Genomic DNA, 19,830 nt, shown 5'->3' on the forward strand with positions numbered 1-19,830 from the left:
TTAATAGAATTTGTAACTATTTCAATACTAAATCGGTAAATTGAAATGCAATCCCATCAAACAAGCCTTTATCACTTAATTTTAACGACGGTATAACCAGCAATGCCATAAAACTCAAGGTCATGTAGGGCGCATACAACGTGCTTCCAAGTTTTTTAGCCATCTTATCCAATTCGGCATATTGATTGCCTACTGTTTCAGCATCTTGATCACTCATAATTCCAGCTACAGGAAGTGGAACTATTTGCTCATCCAATTCAGAAACGGCACAGATACCACCTTTGTTTTCAATGATTTGGTTTACCGCCTTACATATCATCTCATCAGAAACCCCAACAGCAATAATATTATGGGAATCATGACCAACCGAACTGGCTATAGCACCTGATTTTAATCCGAAATTTTTAATAAAAGCCAAAACAGGTTTATCATTATTATATCGATTGACAACCGTCATCTTTAAAACATCATTTTCAATATTGGAAACTAAATTGCCATTTTTGGAAGTGGTTTTCTCAATAAGTTCATTGGTTATCAATTGACCTTCCAATGCTTCAATGACGCGGATTTTTTCAGCAGCAGATTCCACTTTAAAATCACTGACAGATTTTTTTTCGGTATTGAAATTATTCAGAACCTCAAAGGGCGTAGATGGAATTTTAGATTGTGCTTTATCAAAAACCAATTGGCCATCTATGTAGGTCTGTAAAGTTTTGAAGTCTTTTAAGTCTTCAACAACTATACAATCGGCTTTGTCTCCAGCTTTTAAAAGACCAACATCCAAATTATAATGCTTTACAGGATTCACACAGGCTGCTTGAAGTACTTTAAAAACATCTATCCCTTTTGCTGCTGCTCGGGCACATAGTAGATTAATATGTCCCAACAATAAATCGTCTGGGTGTTTGTCATCACTACAGAACATTATGTTTTTGTAGTGTTCAGGTAACAAATCGATTAAAGCTTCAAAATTTTTGGCAGCACTACCCTCTCTGATTAAAATCTTCATGCCTTTTTGAAGTTTCTCCAATCCTTCCTCGTAAGTGAAACATTCATGATCTGTCGAAATGCCTGCTTTAATATATTTGGTTAGGTCTTCACCTCGTAATCCTGGCGCATGACCATCCACAGGTTTATTAAACTGCTTGGCCCAGCTTATTTTTTTTAAAACGTCGTCATCATCAAAAATTACTCCCGGATAATTCATCATTTCGGCTAAAAACTTAATATCGGGGTTTGCCATTAATTCCTTGATACCTTCTGAATCTATAGTAGCTCCAGCCGATTCAAAACTAGTGGCAGGCACACAAGATGGCGCTCCAAAATTGAATTTAAATGGCGTTTGTTTACCATTTTCAATCATAAACTGGACGCCTTCAATTCCCAAAACATTGGCAATTTCATGAGGATCAGAAACCGTACTTATTGTTCCATGCTTTACAGCAACTCTGGCGAATTCACTAGGCACTAACATGGAGCTCTCAATATGGATGTGGGCATCGATAAAACCAGGTAAAATAAAATGGTTGACATTATGGTCTTTTGCAACAATGCTGGCTATTTTACCATTTTTAAAAGTAATTTCTCCTTTAAAAATGTGCCTATTAGGGATGTCTACTATTTGACCTTTAAGTATCATAATCTATTTTGGTAAAGCTACTTTTTTTCCATAAAAAAAGCGAGAACTCGTCCCGCTTTTATATATCTGAAGATAAATTCATTGCCTTTTAAAAGCTTCAACACCTTGGACCAACCAATCATGATACTCATCCACATTTGGTGTATATGCCACGGCCTTACTAATATCATCGCCATTAGTGTTTTGAATAACATATAAGGGTTGGGCATTGGTATTATAATTTAACTGCTGATATTCTAACCATTTGTGACCATAGGTCATGATTTTATTCCCAGTGAGTTCAGACTCATACTGTTCGTTGGCAGGAAGTTTTTTTCTATCATCCACATATAAGGAAATCAATACAAGCTCATTATTCAAGAGGTTGAAAATACGATCATCAATCCATACCTGCTCCTCCATTTTTCTACAATTCACGCAAGTAATTCCAGTGAAATCCAACATGACTGGCTTGTTTACTTTTTTAGCATAGGCCAATCCCGTATCATAATCATGGAACGCTACAATATCATGTGGTCCATAATGGGCTCCTTCAGGTAAATCCAAATGCTTACCGGAGGATGTATTGGCAACTTGTTTTTTCATAAACCCAACACCATAAGGCGATTCACTATTGGTACTCATTGGTGGCGGAAATCCACTAATTAATTTTAGAGGAGCACCCCAAAGACCTGGTATCATATACACGGTAAATGCCAAGGTAATCAATGCCATACACAGTCTGCCTACAGAAATATGTTCCACAGGCGAATCGTGAGGCAATCGAATTTTTCCTAATAAATACAGACCTAGTGTTCCAAAAATGGCTATCCAAATAGCTAAAAATACTTCGCGTTCCAAAAAGTGCCATTCCAATACCAAATCGACCATGGATAAAAATTTGAAGGCAAAGGCCAACTCTAGAAATCCTAATACAACCTTCACAGTATTTAACCAGCCACCTGATTTTGGTAAAGAATTTAACCAACTAGGGAAAAATGCAAATAAGGCAAAAGGTAAAGCAATAGCAGAAGAAAAGCCTAACATACTAATAATTGGGGCAATACCACCTTTGGTTGCTGCGTCTAACAAGGCGGTTCCTGCAATAGGAAACGTACATGAAAATGATACAACAGCCAATGCCAGTGCCATAAAGAAAATCCCAGCAATTCCACCTCTATTCGCACCACTATCTACTTTATTAACCCATGAGTTAGGCAACATGATTTCAAATGCCCCTAAAAATGAAAAGGCAAAAACCAATAAAGCAAAAAACATAATCATGTTGAACGTAACACCGGTTGAAAATTCATACATGGCATTACTACCAAACATTGCTGAAACTGCCGTACCTAATAAGGTGTAAATGACAATAATAAAAAAGCCATATAACAGTGCATTTCTAATCCCTTGTCCCCTTGTTTTACTTTGTTTCGTAAAAAAGCTTACAGTCATTGGAATCATCGGAAACACACAAGGAGTCAATAAAACCAAAAAGCCTAAAAAGAAGGCTGTAAAAAAGATACTCCACAAACTTTTAGAATCCGTTTCTGGAGCTTTGGATATAGGTGAATTGGCGTCTTGAATGGTCGCTTCTGGTTCTTCCTTTATGATTTCTTTTAAGGATGTTTCAGAGCCATTTAATTTGAAGGTTACTGTTTTCTGGGGATAGAGGCATTTTTCATCATCGCAGACCTGAAAGGCAATATCAACCGATATGTTTTTTAAATCCTGATTGATCAATTCAATTTTTTGGGTAAAGGTCGCTTCATAATCAAAGTAGTTCAAATCCATCTCAAACACTTTATCAAAAGCAGTGATATATGGACTTTCCATTACTTTACCAATAAGTTTGAAATTATCGACCGTATCTATAGAGTCAAAAATAAATTCGGTTGGCATGGGTCCACCATCAGGTAAATCTTGCGAATACATGTGCCAGTGATCTTCAATTTCAGCTTCAAAAATTAAATTGTATTCTGATTCAGATAACTTTTCGACTTTAGTTTCCCACTTAACCGGATCCAAAATCTGTGCTTGTGCTGAAAAAATTGAAAATAATACGATGAATAAAGAAAGTATATTACGTTTCATTCTGGAAGCTAATTTTTAATATTTGATTCGTGTCATTAGTTAGTTTAAATCTATCATCCATGCGGCTGTTAATGATCCAAATAATTTTATTGTCATTGGAAACCAACAACAGCGCCTCTTCTTTTTGAGGTAACGACCATTTTTCGTCTTTAAAGAATTTACTCAACTTCTTTTTCCCGGTCATTCCAAAGGGGTAAAAATAGTCGCCTTTTTCCCATTTTCTTACGGTTAACGGATATTTTAACAAATCTTTATCAACATAAATCGACGAAAGGTCTTTTGTTGAGATCTTATCAACCTTTTCAAAACTCAAATTACCCATTGGTAACAAAACGGTATCATTTTCATCATTAATTTGAATACACTCAAAATTTGATTCCGACAGCAATTGGGTAACTATCAAATGCTTGCGGTCCCTAATTAACCTATGTGACCTGGATTGTACCAACTTGCCTGATTGACCATTTAAAATACCAGCCACATCATCCCATTCTGTGAAATCAAAATCCTTAAGTAATTCATATAAATAGACTTTGGGATCCGATAATTTCTGAACTTTTTTAATATCTATTAAGATTTTATCCTCTTCAATAGAAACAACTTTCTTTTGGATTCGAGCCATAGCATCCTCAATAATAACTTTGGAGTCCTGCAAATGATTTTGGGTTTTGGATAGACTCTGCAACAATTGTGGATTTAACTCCTTTAAAATAGGAACAATATCATGACGCAATTTATTTCGAAGGTATTTGGTTGAGGCATTACTACTATCTTCTCGCCATTTTAGATTGTTTGCTGTGGCATAATCCAATATATCTTCCCGAGAAAAAGGCAATAATGGTCGCACAAAAAGGTCATTTACTTCTGGAATACCTAACAGACCATCCAAACCTGTTCCCCGCAATGAATTGATTAGAAAAGTTTCCAGGTTGTCATCCGCATGATGAGCAGTCAACACATAATTAAAATGCAATTGTTCAGCCAATTCATTAAACCAGTTGTAACGCAATTCGCGAGCAGCCATTTGAATAGACAATTTATTTTCATTGGCATAACTTTCGGTATCAAAACTTTCAACGAAAACTTCTAAATCCAAATCTTCTGCCAGGCTCAAAACAAATTCTTCATCACCATCACTTTCATTTCCTCGTAAGTTAAAATTACAATGAGTCAGACTGATATTTAATTTCATTTCATGACATAAATGCGTCAATACCACACTATCCAATCCGCCAGAAACGGCAATAAGCATCTTACTTTTTTGTAGAAAAGGTAGATTGTTTTGAATATGTTCTTTAAACGGATTAAGCACCTCCAAAAATAAACTTTAATTTTCTAAAACCTCACGCATGGCTTTAGCTTTTACCAAACATTCTTCATATTCACTTAATGGGTCGCTTTTTGCCGTAATGGCACCACCAACAGAACAACTGACATACTGATTAGTTTCATTGTATAAAATACTTCTGATAACCACATTGAAATCAAAATCACCATTAGGTGCAAAATAACCGACTGCTCCAGAATATAGGCCTCTTTTGGTTTCCTCAAGTTCCTCAATAATTTTCATAGCAGACACTTTTGGTGCACCTGTCATGCTACCCATTGGGAACGTTGATTTAATGACATCAACAGGATGTGTATCTTCTTCAATTTCACAAGTAATTGTCGAAATCATTTGATGCACTTGAGGAAATGTATAGACCTTGCAGAGTTCTTCAACCTGTACACTACCTTTGGTGGCCGTTTTAGATAGGTCGTTTCGCACTAAATCGACAATCATAATATTCTCGGATCGCTCTTTTTCATTTTTAGACAAAGCTTCACGTAAATTATGATCTTCATTACTATTGGTTGATCGTTTAGCCGTTCCCTTTATCGGTTGCGAAATAATTTTATTGCCTTGCTTTTTCAAGTAGCGTTCCGGCGAAGCAGAAAGCAGATACTTGTCTTGTAGTTTTAAAAAAGTAGCAAATGGTGGTTTCGATATATCATTGAGTTTCTGATAAGTTGATAAAGGTTTTATTTTGGAGGATTCAGCATAAAATTCTTGACAAAAATTGGCTTCATAAATATCGCCTCGATGAATATGTGCCAACATGCTGTGAAGTTTATTAAAATAATCATCCTTGTGAACACGTAATTTGATTTTTATAGGTTCTTCAACAGAATAGTCCAATTCTAATGACGTGGATTCAATCATATTCATATCGGCTTCCAATTCATCATCAACACTTTTTAAATATTGAATTTCCAACTCATTACCTTTAATTAAAAACAACTTTTTGGGTTGCATAAAAAATAAATCTGGAAACTGTAAGCCATCAAAATTCTCGGACTTTAAATCTTCAATATCATTTTTTAAATCATAACTTAAATAACCAAAAAGCCAGTCTTTAGTCGTGCTTTGATATTCTTTTAGTTTCGTGAATGCACTATGGAAGTCTGTTTGGACACATGTAAAAGTATCTACTGCCAATACAGCATCATAGCTAGAATATTTCTGATTATAAGCATTAGAATCCATCCAAACAACTTCAGAAAACTGTTGACTCCAAACCAACAATTTTTGTTTATATTGTTCAATATTTTCTAATGATAGTTTTTTTAATGTTCGCAACTTGCTCCTTGGGTTTGATTGTCAAATTTATTAAGAAACTATCTAATTTAGCTGTTTTTAAAAAAATTATCTAGTCCTGTTTACATTTCAATTTATGCTATCAAAATCTAACGCAACTTCATTATATCAAAACGTCTTTTGGGTCGTTTTTTTATTTTTTATTTCATTTTGTCAATCACAGACACAATCAAATTACAATCTACTCTGGAAAATTGAAGGAAAGAACCTGACCAAACCCTCCTATTTGTTTGGAACCATGCATATTGATGATGCAAGAGCGTTTAATTTCAGTGATGCCGTTATGCCCGCAATTGAAGAGGTTGATATGTTTGCGTTGGAGATAAACCCTGATTCACTGATGGTTGCTATGACCAACAAAGTGGTTGAAAAAGACCCTAAAGATGTTTTTAAGAGTATTCTCTCTGACGATGAATATCAGCTCTTGGTTGACCGGTTTAAAGAAATCAATGATTTTTCTTTTGAGGACTCAGAATTACGGGACCCGAATACCATATTGGCGCTCTTGATACCAGATGCCGAAAACGAAAATGATAAATCTACTTTTGTTGATTTGTACCTCTATAATCAAGCCAGAACTATGCAAAAATCCATTACTGGACTTGAAGACCTGTATGATCAGCTCAATTATTTTGAAAACCTATCGCCAAAAAAACAGCGATTGTATGTCATGGAACAAATTGAGGATAATCTGGAAGACATCAATCATGAGCTTGAAAAACTGACCGAAATTTACTATCGCGGAAACATCCAAGCCATTGATTCTATGATTAGGACCTATGACGGTTATGATATGGAATTAACTAAGCGAAATCAGGTTATGGTTAATAGCATCATGAATATTACCAAAAAAAACAGTCTGTTCTCGGCAGTTGGTGCGGCACATTTACCTGGAGAAAACGGTATTATTGCCTTGCTCAAGAAAGAAGGTTATCAGGTAACACCCGTTGAAGCTCATTTTACTGGTATTGCAGATTCCTACGTTATAGATGAATCTAAAATGAACTGGTATACTTTTACTGACGATGAATTGGGTTATAGTATAGCTATTCCAAACGAACCTAATTTCAGTGAGGATTTCCCGGGATTCACCATTCATATGTACAAAGGATTACATGACGATATCTTTTACTTGTTCAGTGGTATCAATCTCTCCTTTCAAAAGGAAGACGTGGACTATCATGAACTGATAAAAAAATTCGCCAATACGATTACAACCAGCTACAAAGGATCCCTTATCAGTCTTGATGAAATTACTATTGATGAAGGCATTAAATACATAGCCAAAATAGATATGGATGACAATAACATCATGATCTTCCATATTTTAATTAAAAATAAAATGATGTATTTTCAAGGTGCGCACTCCAATGCTCCGAGTATAGAATCAAACAAATCTATCAAACGCTTTTTTGAATCGTTTGAAACGCGCGAGCCAAAAACCGTTCAAAAAGCACCCTGGGTTCTTCATAAAGATAAAATAGGTGCCTTTTCCGTCATGTTGCCAACCGAACCAAAGAATATGTCGCGTGAACACGCCAATCCCCATGAGCCAGACGGCGAACCTTACCAGTTGTCAATGTTCCTGTCAACTGATCTGGATTCTGGAAGCAATTTTATCATTCGTTATAATGACCATCCAATTGGGTTTTATATGGATAACTTCCAAGATGGTTTTGACGAAATTAAAAGCAGCCTTGAAACGAAAGCCACAATACTGGCCGAGGAAAAAACCATTTATCTTGATGGTTATGAAGGCCGAGAATATGAACTTTTAATACAGGAAAAATATCATACTATCTGTCGCGTGTATTACAGAGGTAATCGCATGTATCTCATTATGTACCAAAAACTAAATGAAAACGATAAGGTAAGTCCGGACAACATGTTTTTCAACAGTTTTAAATTTGAAGACTATGATGAACCTAATACCTTAACAACGGTAAAGCCGGAAGGAACGCCCTTTGAATTTCAATTTTTTGAAAAAAATAGAAAAATAGTTGACACAGTCGATTACGATGACACCTATCTTAAAAATTCTTTTGACTATTATACAAAAAATCCAAAATCGGGTGGTGTTTATCTCTTTAGTTACAGCGATATTCAAGATTACTTTAAAGTAAAATCTAAAAGAGAATTTTATGATACTCATAAAGACTACCTATCTGGATGGAATGATACCATTGTTAAGGAAGAAACCGTAAAGATTGACAATAATGAAGGGGTGGAATTTTATGTTATGAATAAATCAACTCAAATTGAAACTAGATATCGTTTTTGGCTTTATGATAAATATTTCTTTATGATTGCTGCGCATGTAGGTAAGGAAGAAATTAATAATGACGTTACTAACAATCTATTCAATTCATTTAAAGTTGCCAAGCCAAACCCTAGACCATTTGATGTGTTTTCATCAAAAACCAATTTGATCCTCAAGGATTTAACGTCTAAAGACAGTATTACGTATCAAAGAGCCTTTGGAGCACTCACCTATTATGATTTTGAAGAAACTGATTTAAAAAACCTCCATAAAGCAATGGCTGTTTCCTATTCAGATAGCTTAAAAAACAATCAAATTAAAAATCAATTGGTAGCTGTTTTTGAGAATTTGAACAATAAAAACACGCTGGATGTTCTCAAGTCAGCCTACGAAAATCCACAGGCCAATGACGAATTAAAAACCAACATTCTGGTTACAATTCCAAGTTTACCGAGCGAAAAAGGCTTGATGATTTACAAAGAATTGTTGTTCAATAATCCTCCAAAAGACACAGAAACATATGATTGGAGTACCTTACGTCCTTTTAAAGATTCGCTGTCTTACTCGGCTGAAAACTTCAATAAATTATTAACCTTGATGCCGAATCATAAATTTAGACGAGACATCTTAAATATCTCATCCGGAATTATTCAAGACTCAACCATCAACAATCAAGTGGTCATTGACGCTTTTGAACCACTTTCTGAATATGCAATGGATGATTTAACAACCTACCTCACAAATAGTGAATCCGATGACTACGATTATACTTACAATGCCCTGATGTTTGCTTATAGTGGCTTATTCCGAGAAATTGAAAATCAAGAAAAAACAGCAGACGCATTCACTCAAAAAATCATTACCGATGATAGTAACGAGTGGCTCATTTCTGATGCCATTGAATTTCGAATTGAACGTCATTTGCCTGTTGCAGATACTTTGGTGAATGCTTATTTAGAAAACAAATACCATCGATTAGAAATTGTTAAAGCACTTCATAAAGCTCAAAGATTAGAAGAAGTTCCTGAAACCTATCTTGATTTAAAATCGATTTCAGAAAATGTTTTGTATAACTACACCAGTGACGATTACGCTGCTGAAAATATTAATTACCTTGGAACCATTACAGAAGATAACAAGGATTATTTCATTTTCTCTTTCAATCATGATGAAGAAGAAAATAACGAAACCGAAAATTATATTGGCATTGTAGGTCCCGTTGTGCCAGTTTCTCAAAACGACCCACTTAAATTCCCGGAAGCCTATAGCAATTGGGATACTTTGGAAGACGATTGGAGAACGCAAGGAATGCAACTAATTCCAGATTTGGAAGAATATGGCTATTAATTGTATTTATAAGCCTATTTTTGCACTATGGAACAACCAACAACTTTTCAGGACCTCAAGCTAAACACACCTTTATATAATGCGCTTGATGATTTGGGTTTCATTACTCCTACACCTATTCAAGAACAAGCATTTAATATTGTGGCTTCAGGTAAAGACGTGGTTGGGATTGCCCAAACGGGAACTGGGAAAACCTTTGCCTATTTATTGCCTATTCTGCGGAATTTAAAATTTTCGAGACAAGATAATCCAAGAGTATTGATTTTGGTTCCCACCAGAGAATTGGTTGTTCAGGTGGTTGAGGAAGCCGAAAAACTGGCCAAATATATCAATGTCAGAATTCTAGGGGTTTATGGTGGTGTCAACATCAACACTCAAAAGCAGGCCGTCGCACAAGGTCTGGACATTATTGTGGCTACACCTGGTAGATTATACGATTTAGCTGTTAGTCGCGTGTTACAATTGAAATCCATTCAGAAATTAGTGATTGACGAAGTGGATGTCATGCTGGATTTAGGCTTTAGACATCAGCTTATCAATATATTTGATATCCTTCCCGAACGTAGACAGAATATTATGTTTTCGGCTACCATGACCGAAGATGTGGATAACTTAATCACTGATTTTTTCATCGCTCCGCAACGTGTATCCATTGCGGTTTCAGGGACACCATTGGAAAATATTTCTCAAACAAAATACGCTGTTCCAAATTTCTATACCAAGCTAAACTTATTGGTTCATTTGTTAAAAGAAAGTGAGACCTATCATAAAGTTTTGGTATTTGTAGCCTACAAGAAAATGGCCGACCGTCTTTTTGAGGCTTTGGAAGACGTTTTTCACAATGAAATCTGTGTCATTCACTCCAACAAAACCCAAAATTATCGTTTGCGCAGTATTGAACAGTTTCAGGAAGGTGAACATCGCATTTTGGTGGCAACCGATGTCATGGCTCGTGGTCTGGATATTGATAACATTTCGCATGTTATCAATTTTGATACACCTATTTATCCTGAAAACTACATGCATCGTATTGGTAGAACTGGTCGTGCCGAGCGAAAAGGAAATGCTTTATTATTTCATACCGAAAAGGAAAATGAAGCTGTTGAACGTATTGAGTCGTTAATGAATATGCATATTCCTGAAATTCCCTTTCCTGAAGACGTTACTATTTCAACTGAATTAATAGAAGAAGAACGACCTCAAATTAAAGAACGCAACAATCCTTTGAAACGCAATCATGACGAGGAAGTTGGTCCTGCATTTCATGAAAAGAAGGACAAAAATAAAAAGGTGAATTTGGGTGGCTCATACAAACGAGAAATTGCTAAAAAGTACAAAAAGCCTAAAACCAGAGGGGATAAGAATTACAATAAACGAAAAAAACGGAAGTAATTTGTCGTTCCTGCGAAGGCAATAACACTAGTATTGTCATTTCTACGAAAGCAGAAAATCGAAGATTCAGCGGAACTAATCCAGAGATTCAACATTGCTAATCAACAAGTATTAAACATTTAACTATATCCACTTCTTGTCTTTCCTTCAAAGACAATAGCAGTGGTTTTGTCATTCCTGCGAAGGCAGGAATCCATTATTCTAAAATCCCTTAATTTAGATACATGCACCGAAATACCCATCAATACTACCTATACATCCTTTCCAATAAATACAAAGGTACCTTATACATAGGTGTGACTAACGATTTGGAGAGACGCATGTTTGAACACAAAAACAAACTGGTTGAAGGCTTCACCAAAAGGTATGGTCTGGACAAATTAATTTACTTTGAAACCTTTCAATATGTAAATGATGCTATTAAGCGTGAAAAGAATCTAAAAAAGTGGAAACGACAGTGGAAAATAAATATCATTGAAGAGGATAATCCAGAATGGGATGATTTATCAAAAGACTGGCTTTATTTAATTGATTGAGGAAAAAACTGGATTCCTGCCTGCGCAGGAATGACAATAAACGTAAAAAACGGAAGTAGGTTATTAACTGGCCAATTTCTCGAGCATGCCTTTAAAAATAAAACCATGAAAAGGCCAAACACTATACCAGTATAAACGGCCATTAATACCTAAAGGCCTAAAAGTAGCCGTTTGGATAATTTTATTATCCTGAACTTTAAATTCCAGCCAGGCCTCACCCGGTAATTTCATCTCCGCAAAAAGTAAAAGCCTGCCTTCTTCTTTGTTTGCATAAAGCACACGCCAAAAATCCAGCGCATCACCCACATTCAAAGTATGTACATTGGTTCTTCCGCGTCTTAACCCTACACCGCCAGCCAATTTATCCAAATAGCCACGAATTTGCCACAGCCAATTACCATAATACCATCCTGTTTCGCCGCCAATGCTCCAAATTCGTTCCAAAGTTTCTGTGCGATTCGCAAACACTTTTTCACGTTTATCTACAAAACAACCAAAAGTTGGTACTTGAATATAATGAGAAATATTATACTCCATACCACTACTCACATAGGCATCTTTCCAACTCGATATGATTTCACTATTTTCAATTTTACTGAATGTTCGTTGTAAACATTCGGTATAACCCAGGGTTTGAATGTCCAACAACTTACTCAATCGATCGTCTTTACAAACAACCTCAATCTTCATACTGTTCACCAATGCAACCGCTAATCTGTATGAAGTGGATGTGACAAAATACAACCAATAGGATGATAGTCTTGGTGTCATCACTGGAATCGTAAAGATATAGCGTTTCAAACCTCTTACTCTGGCGAACTCAAGCAGCATTTCTTTATACGTCAGGACATCAGGACCTCCAATATCAAAACTCTGATTGTAGGTTTGTTCATTAAACAAAGACTTCGATAAAAACTGAATGACGTTGAAAATACCAATTGGTTGACATTTGGTATTAAGCCAACGTGGTGTGATCATAATGGGAAGTTTTTCAACCAAATCTCTGATAATCTCAAACGAGGCGCTACCTGAACCAATAATGATGCCTGCTCTTATGGCGGTAAAATAACCTTTACCTTCACTTAATATTTCTTCTACCCGTTTTCTGGAAGCCAGATGTTTTGATAAATGATTCTCATTAACGATTCCAGTCAAATAAATAACATGCTTGATATTTGTATTGGCGATTGCTTTATTAAAATTACGAGCAGATTGAGATTCCAGTTCCTCATAGTCTTCTGAAGCAGACATGGAATGCACCAAATAATAAGCCCCTTGAATATCATGGGGTATATTCTTTAGTGTTTCTTCATTTAGCAGATCTAAATGGATGGTGGTAATTTGTTCCTTTAAGAAATCAGGTGGATTAAATCGACTCACATCACGCACACCACAAACCACATGATACCCTAAATCACATAATACAGGTAATAGTCTTTTACCTATGTATCCTGTCGCTCCGGTTAATAATACTGTCATTCATCTGTTTTGTGAACTATAAAGATAAGCCTCTCAAAACAATTAAGAAAACGGCTTGTTGGAATAAAAAAATCCCTCGCCTAGCGGCAAGGGATTCGCAAATAATCTCGTTAGTCTTCAAAACCTTCCTAACAATAACTTATTACCATACATAAGTTCGCTCTGAACGTCAACTTGATTATTCGCAGCTGCACTATTAATCAGTGTCTAATATCTTTAATTTTTGTTAGATGCCAAAATTTAATCGAGCCTATATAAAAAAGATTTGAACACTTCTATTAACATATTGTAAAACAGAGGAGTATAAAAAAAACGACTATTTCAGTCGTTTTTTGTTTTTCAAAAATTGCTTGTATTACAACTTTTTTAATTTTTCAATTCTTTCCTTATGATATTCCGAACCACTTATTTCATAAGCCTTGGTCACGTACTTTAAAGCATTGGTATAATCCTTTTGGGATTCGTAATAATCTGCCATGGAATCATACGCATTGGCACTGTTAGGATAATATTTAATGGCGTTTGAAAAATACATTTTGGATTTGTCTAACTGCCCCATATCCATGTTCATATAACCAGACATATTCAAGAGTTCTTCAGGATATGGCGGTACAGCATACCCAAAATGACTTTCCAGTTTATCTGCCCGATGCTGAATAATGCCTTCCAGTATTTCAATTGGTGTTTCAGGATTATTGATGGCATAAGTGTTTTCCATTTGAAACCATTCAAACAACGCTATCAGTCCATCCTTGATGGAAGGTTGCGGAATGGTACCGTGAATTTCCTTCGGATAAAATTGCCAAGTAAACTGTAGATTATTTTGCTTACTCTCCTGAATAAACTGCTTGAATTCCACATTGGAACGCGCAAAAATGGTAAAATCAGAGGTGTCTTCCATGACATTGTTGATAGTAACCGTTTCGTCCAGCATATTCAATTGGCCATTCAAAGACATAAATAAAGCCTTATTACTCAAATCCTTTTGAGGCAAAATGGCTTTCGCCTGTTTAATCAATTTTTGATCATCCCAATCCAAACTGGGATCTATGGCTAAATAATTGGCAAACAATTGCGGTTGATGCACCAAACTGTAAACTGTAAACAAACCACCATACGAGTGCCCTATCAAGGTTCTGTAATTCGTTACTCGGTAGGTTGCTTCAACATAGGGAATCAATTCGGTTTCAATAAATTTCAAAAAGTTTTCGGCTTCACCATGTTCTACTTTGTATGGCATGCCATACATTTCGGTGATTTTTGAAGTGGTTAAATCACGTGTTCTGTTATTAGCATTTGAAATACCCACCAAAACCATTTCGGACATAAACCCTCCAGAATAATACTGATGGACATCGGTTAATGTGGGCAAAAATACTTCGCCATCCAATATAAAGGCAACCGGATATTTTTGATTGGGATTGGCATGATAACTTTCTGGAAGCTGCACATAAATCGTTCTGGATTCTTTAAGCACTTGAGAATACAGACTATCCTTTTTCCCTACTTGACTTAAATACGCATTTGTTTGAGCTTTCATAGCGCCAAAACACATACTCAAGAGCAACACTAAAACAGTTGTTCGTTTTTTGATTGTGATCTTCATTAATCTTTATGTAAAGCTTTTAAAATAAGAATACCTATTCTGCCAATAATAAATGTCAATAACCCGAAAAGCGATGTGATTAAAGACACTTTTAATCCGCCAGCAAACATGGCAGGTTCGGCATTTCCCATAGCCTCAACAGAATCAAAAGCTGAAACCAAGCCCAAAATTGAGGCAAAAAAACCAATTACCATTCCCAGTAAACTGGCATCTGAAGCCAATTGCAGCATGCGTTTGGATAGGTTTTGATTAGATTTAACCGATACAAAACCTCTAATCAAAAAGATTACGGATAGTATCAGACAAATTAAAATTAGGGACATCATTAATGGTCCACCTTCATCGAAGAGACTCATTAAAAAAATTGTTGAAAATATCATACGTTAGTTTTTATGTTAAACATAATACAAACATATTCCTTTGATAGACTGAAAATCATGAAAAGCGACGAATGACTGAATTAGCAAAGGATATGACCAAATTGTCAAAACCCGTGCTAATCTGGTTGTTTGTCTACAAAATATAAAAAACACCTTAAAAATATGGTATTATTGTATTGTAATTAATAAGCATGTTTACAAAAAGAGCTATTTTAAAATTAAGCTTTCGTATGCTCACCCATCTCGTGTTTTGGTGTTTGGTGCTATTGTTTTTTACCAACTTTTTTTCATCCAAAGAAGAGAGTTTCGAAGACACCTTATTGTTTTCTGTCTTTTTAATGCCTGTAACCATAGCCACAACCTATATTTCCATTTATAAGTTGATTCCGGAATACTTAATACTCAAAAAATACGCCCTATTTATTCTCTACTCGGCGTATACACTCATCATTTCTGGGTATTTGATAATGATGTCTATATTCTTTAGTCTTATTTATTTGGCGCAATTTGAATATGACAACATGAACCCGATTACCAAAAACATTATTTCGGTGGCTTCAGGTGTTTATCTGGTGGTTATATTGGTGAGTGCCTTCAAATTGTTGAAACTTAATTTAAAGCACAGCGAACAGACCAAGAAACTGGAAACAAAGATTCTAGAAACCCAATTGAAGCTAAAAGAACAAGAACTGAACTATTTAAAAATGCAGATCCATCCGCATTTTTTGTTCAATACCCTCAATACCATGTATGGTTTTGCTTTAAAAAAAGCTGACGAAACCCCTGAAATGATATTGAAACTCTCCAACTTATTGGATTATTTATTGTACCAGGTCGATAAACCGTTTGTACTTTTAACTGAAGAAATAGAACACATGAAAGATTATATTGCCTTGGAAAACATGCGGTTTCATGATACCTTAAGCGTCTCATTGAACGCCCATAATATTTCACCAGATGCGAAACTGGCTCCCATGCTCCTATTACCTTTTGTAGAAAACAGCTTTAAGCACGGTAGTCTGAAAAATGGAAAACTCAATATTGAAATCCGCATTGAAACAACCGATAATACCATTCATTTTTCAATTGAAAATACCAGTATACCATCCGAAAATACAAATAGTGGTATTGGCCTACAGAATATCCAAAAGCGACTGGATCTCTTGTATAAAAATCAATACGACTTAAATATTTCAAATACAGAAAACACCTTTAAAGTCTATTTAACCTTAAAAAATAACTAGTTGCAAAATCAAAACAACATAACCTGCCTGATTGTTGACGACGAAAGTATCGCCAGAGAAGTCATTGCAACGCATTTAAGCAAGATTGACAACATTACCGTATTGGCCAGTTGCAGCAGTGCGATGGAAGCCTTTAAAATTATCAATGCCCATAAAGTAGATTTGATCTTTTTAGATATCAACATGCCTGATGTGTCTGGAATTTCATTTGCCAAATCCATAAACAAGGACATCAAAATTATTTTTACAACCGCTTATCGTGATTATGCTGTGGAAGGATTTGAATTGCAGGCCGTGGATTACCTGTTAAAACCCATAGCGTTTGAGCGGCTGTTAAAAGCGGTCAACACCTACTTTAATGTGTACTCCAATGTAACATCTGAAACAGCTTCCCAACTGGAAACCAACCAATTTATGTTTGTACGTTCCGATAGACGCATGATTAAAATTGATTTTAACGCGATTGTCTACGTTGAAAGCTACAGCGACTATATAAAAATCCATCTTGAGAACGAAACCATAGTCACTCGGGAAACCATTAGTGCTATTGAAGCCAAGTTACCCAGCAATCAATTTTTACGGATACACCGATCGTTCATTGTGTCTATAGCACACATCACCTCCTTTACCTATGAGCATGTTATGATTCAAGGCAAAGCCTTAACCATTAGCAGAAGTTATAAAAAGGAAGCCCTTGAAGTTTTGGAGCGGTATTAACACCGGGACTAAAGTTCTGTTTATCGACCTGGCGCTATTCATAGTCTGTTTTTGCTGCTGCGTTTAGTCAATTAGTATCTCGATAAAGTGATGCTATTTCATTCTTCTCGATTATCAGGCTGGCATTGAATTAAATGTTATTGCAGCCTGTTTAACATCCAACCGCATGTTCAATAACGATATAAATTGTCTGTCCATTTGCTCTTACTAACTTAAAATGACTTTCGGAAATCACAACAGAATAATAAGGTTCTTTAGAGGTGTCTTTATCATTTTTGCCAAATGCCTGTAACATATAATCTGTCCAATAGTCTGAAAAATTAAATCTGTTTGTTTCAATACCCTCAAGCAACTCATCAATAGTAAATATCGGAAAATATTCACGGTCAAAATCACTATATGACTTTACATTTTTACCATCTGAATCAAACCAAATTTGAATCCAAGGAGATAAGTGACATTTCCAATTATTCATTTCAAATGCCTTGCCATCAAATTGTATAAACAACTGTGTTTTATACTGTTGAAATATTTTCCATTCATTATCTTTTCCAGATACAATTATACTAGTTAAATCGGCATCTGAAAAGTTGAACAAAAATAGTGTGTCTTTTGATTTTCGTTTCAACTCAAGTTCGCCCGAATGTTTAAAATCTATTTTAAAACCATCTAATACTACTGTAAGAACAGAGTCTTTAAAGGTTATAGTTTGATTCGGTCTCAAATCAACTGTATTTCTAGAAAATGTATTGGTAGAAGTCCAAATTATTACAAAAACGAATATAAACTTTCTTATGTTCATTTAAATTGGTTATAACGACTTGATATAAAATCGCTTTAATCTTTGAACGAAGTTAAAATTTTATTTAATGAATCACTATTCAAGTTATAGACAGTTGTAAACAAAAAAAGCGAACCAAATGGTTCGCTTTTCTAGATTCCGCATCGAGTGCGGAATGACAATAATTTTTATTAAACATGCAATGCGCGGTCATCGGTAGCAGCTAAAGCGGCTTCCTTAATCGCTTCGGTAAATGTTGGATGCGCATGTGACATTCTGGAAACATCTTCAGCAGAGGCTCTATATTCCATAGCTACCACAGCTTCGGCAATCATATCGGCTGCACGTGCACCAATCATGTGAACGCCTAAAATTTCATCAGTAGATTTATCTGCCAATATCTTTACAAAACCATCCAAGTCCATACTCGCACGGCTTCTACCTAAAGCACGCATCGGGAATTGCCCCGTTTTATAATCTACACCTGCGTCCTTCAATTGTTCTTCGGTTTTACCAACAGAAGCGACTTCTGGCCAGGTATACACCACACCAGGAATTAAGTTATAATCGATATGCGGTTTTTGACCTGCTAATATTTCAGCTACAAAAACACCTTCTTCTTCGGCTTTGTGAGCCAACATAGCACCTTTAACCACATCACCAATAGCGTAAATATTACTGGCTGATGTTTGTAAATGCTCATTAACTTCCACCTGTCCTCTATCGTTTAACTTTACACCTGCTGCTTCAGCATTTAAGCCATCCGTATACGGACGACGGCCAACAGATACCAAACAATAATCGCCTTTAAATTCTACCTCCTCGCCTTTTTTGTTATCCGCTTTCACGATAACTTCATCGCCTTTGCGCTCAACCGACTTCACTTTGTGGGAAGCATTGATAGAAAACTTTTGCTTCTTCAGTACTTTATTTAATTCTTTGGAGAGTCCAGAATCCATAGTTGGAATGATACGATCCATATATTCCACTACCGACACTTCAGCACCTAAACGCTTGTAAACCTGACCTAATTCCAAGCCAATCACACCACCACCAATAACAATTAAATGCTTGGGGATTTCTTTCAGTTTTAAAGCTTCGGTAGAAGTTATAATACGCTCTTTGTCAATATTTATGAAAGGTAAACTTGAAGGTTTACTTCCAGTAGCAATAATGGTATTTTTTGCTTCAATTTCTTCCTCTTTATCGCCTTTTATCAAGATGTGAGTGGCATCTTTAAATGAGCCCAATCCTTGATACACATCAATTTTATTTTTCTTCATCAAGAAATCAATACCACCTGTAGTTTGATCTACAACCGATTGTTTTCTATCAATCATTTGCTTTAGGTTAACCTTTATCTCACCTGGAATATCGATACCATGCTCTTCGAAATGTTTTACAGCATCTTCATAGTGGTGAGACGAATCTAAAAGTGCCTTACTTGGAATACAACCCACATTTAAACAGGTGCCTCCCAAAGTGGCATATTTCTCAATAATGGCTGTTTTCATTCCCAATTGGGCGCAACGAATAGCTGCTACATATCCTCCAGGTCCAGAGCCTATAATGGCTACATCATATGAATTCATATAAAATCTTTTATCAAGTTGTGTTAAAAACGTTCCTGTTTGCACAGGAATGACAATTTATTTGTGTTTACAACAAGTTGCAAACGTTTTTTGCGAATACAAAAATACAAATGTTTTATGGGTTGACCATAACAATTAAGCGTGAA

Annotated in this window: 14 protein-coding genes; 5 read left to right on the plus strand and 9 right to left on the minus strand. The window is 35.7% G+C overall.

All coding sequences use genetic code 11. The annotated features are described in order from the left end of the window. Positions 1-16: 16 nt before the first annotated feature. The 4 genes from ade to pabB form a co-directional block, all read right to left on the minus strand. Positions 17-1,639, minus strand: a complete 1,623-nt coding sequence (gene ade / locus ACKXGU_RS01905; protein ID WP_463466396.1) for an adenine deaminase — start codon at positions 1,637-1,639, stop codon at positions 17-19. A 78-nt stretch (positions 1,640-1,717) separates the two neighbouring features. Next, complete coding sequence (locus ACKXGU_RS01910) at positions 1,718-3,712, minus strand: protein-disulfide reductase DsbD family protein (RefSeq protein WP_463466397.1); 1,995 nt, start codon at positions 3,710-3,712, stop codon at positions 1,718-1,720. Then, complete coding sequence (tilS, locus tag ACKXGU_RS01915) at positions 3,702-4,964, minus strand: tRNA lysidine(34) synthetase TilS (protein WP_463466398.1); 1,263 nt, start codon at positions 4,962-4,964, stop codon at positions 3,702-3,704. Before tilS ends, ACKXGU_RS01910 begins: the two co-directional genes overlap by 11 nt. A 75-nt stretch (positions 4,965-5,039) precedes the next feature. Next, a complete protein-coding gene (gene pabB / locus ACKXGU_RS01920) occupies positions 5,040-6,332 on the minus strand; it encodes an aminodeoxychorismate synthase component I (RefSeq protein WP_463466399.1) in 1,293 nt (430 codons plus the stop codon). Between the two features lie 94 nt (positions 6,333-6,426). Between pabB and ACKXGU_RS01925 the strand changes: the two genes are divergently transcribed. From ACKXGU_RS01925 to ACKXGU_RS01935, 3 genes are all read left to right on the plus strand, one after another. Further along, positions 6,427-9,957, plus strand: coding sequence for a TraB/GumN family protein (locus ACKXGU_RS01925; protein ID WP_463466400.1), 3,531 nt, complete (start codon positions 6,427-6,429; stop codon positions 9,955-9,957). Positions 9,958-9,984: 27 nt separating this feature from the next. Next, on the plus strand, positions 9,985-11,349 hold the full coding sequence (locus ACKXGU_RS01930; protein WP_463466401.1) for a DEAD/DEAH box helicase: 1,365 nt from the start codon (positions 9,985-9,987) through the stop codon (positions 11,347-11,349). Between the two features lie 224 nt (positions 11,350-11,573). After that, entirely contained in the window at positions 11,574-11,885 is a 312-nt protein-coding gene (locus ACKXGU_RS01935; protein WP_463466402.1) for a GIY-YIG nuclease family protein, read from the plus strand. 63 nt (positions 11,886-11,948) lie between these two features. On the opposite strand, the gene ACKXGU_RS01940 is transcribed toward ACKXGU_RS01935, so the two are convergent. The 3 genes from ACKXGU_RS01940 to ACKXGU_RS01950 form a co-directional block, all read right to left on the minus strand. After that, positions 11,949-13,364, minus strand: a complete 1,416-nt coding sequence (locus ACKXGU_RS01940) for an SDR family oxidoreductase (RefSeq protein WP_463466403.1) — start codon at positions 13,362-13,364, stop codon at positions 11,949-11,951. Positions 13,365-13,719: 355 nt separating this feature from the next. Continuing rightward, positions 13,720-14,970, minus strand: a complete 1,251-nt coding sequence (locus ACKXGU_RS01945; RefSeq protein ID WP_463466404.1) for an alpha/beta hydrolase-fold protein — start codon at positions 14,968-14,970, stop codon at positions 13,720-13,722. Then, positions 14,970-15,326 (minus strand): MotA/TolQ/ExbB proton channel family protein, encoded by a 357-nt coding sequence (locus ACKXGU_RS01950; RefSeq protein ID WP_243398925.1) that lies wholly within the window; start codon positions 15,324-15,326, stop codon positions 14,970-14,972. Before ACKXGU_RS01950 ends, ACKXGU_RS01945 begins: the two co-directional genes overlap by 1 nt. Before the next feature lie 215 nt (positions 15,327-15,541). On the opposite strand from ACKXGU_RS01950, the gene ACKXGU_RS01955 reads away from it, so the two are divergent. Both ACKXGU_RS01955 and ACKXGU_RS01960 read left to right on the plus strand, forming a co-directional pair. Continuing rightward, positions 15,542-16,594 (plus strand): sensor histidine kinase, encoded by a 1,053-nt coding sequence (locus ACKXGU_RS01955; protein WP_463466405.1) that lies wholly within the window; start codon positions 15,542-15,544, stop codon positions 16,592-16,594. After that, the gene (locus ACKXGU_RS01960; protein ID WP_463466406.1) at positions 16,595-17,311 is read left to right on the plus strand and encodes a LytR/AlgR family response regulator transcription factor; all 717 of its coding nucleotides are present in this window, start codon (positions 16,595-16,597) and stop codon (positions 17,309-17,311) included. Between the two features lie 151 nt (positions 17,312-17,462). On the opposite strand, the gene ACKXGU_RS01965 is transcribed toward ACKXGU_RS01960, so the two are convergent. After that, on the minus strand, positions 17,463-18,113 hold the full coding sequence (locus ACKXGU_RS01965) for a hypothetical protein (protein ID WP_463466407.1): 651 nt from the start codon (positions 18,111-18,113) through the stop codon (positions 17,463-17,465). Between the two features lie 170 nt (positions 18,114-18,283). Then, positions 18,284-19,684 carry a dihydrolipoyl dehydrogenase gene (lpdA, locus tag ACKXGU_RS01970; protein WP_463466408.1) on the minus strand — a complete coding sequence of 467 codons (1,401 nt, stop codon included), beginning with the start codon at positions 19,682-19,684 and terminating at the stop codon, positions 18,284-18,286. Between the last annotated feature and the right edge of the window lie 146 nt (positions 19,685-19,830).

Source organism: Hanstruepera sp. CR43 (assembly GCF_055227665.1).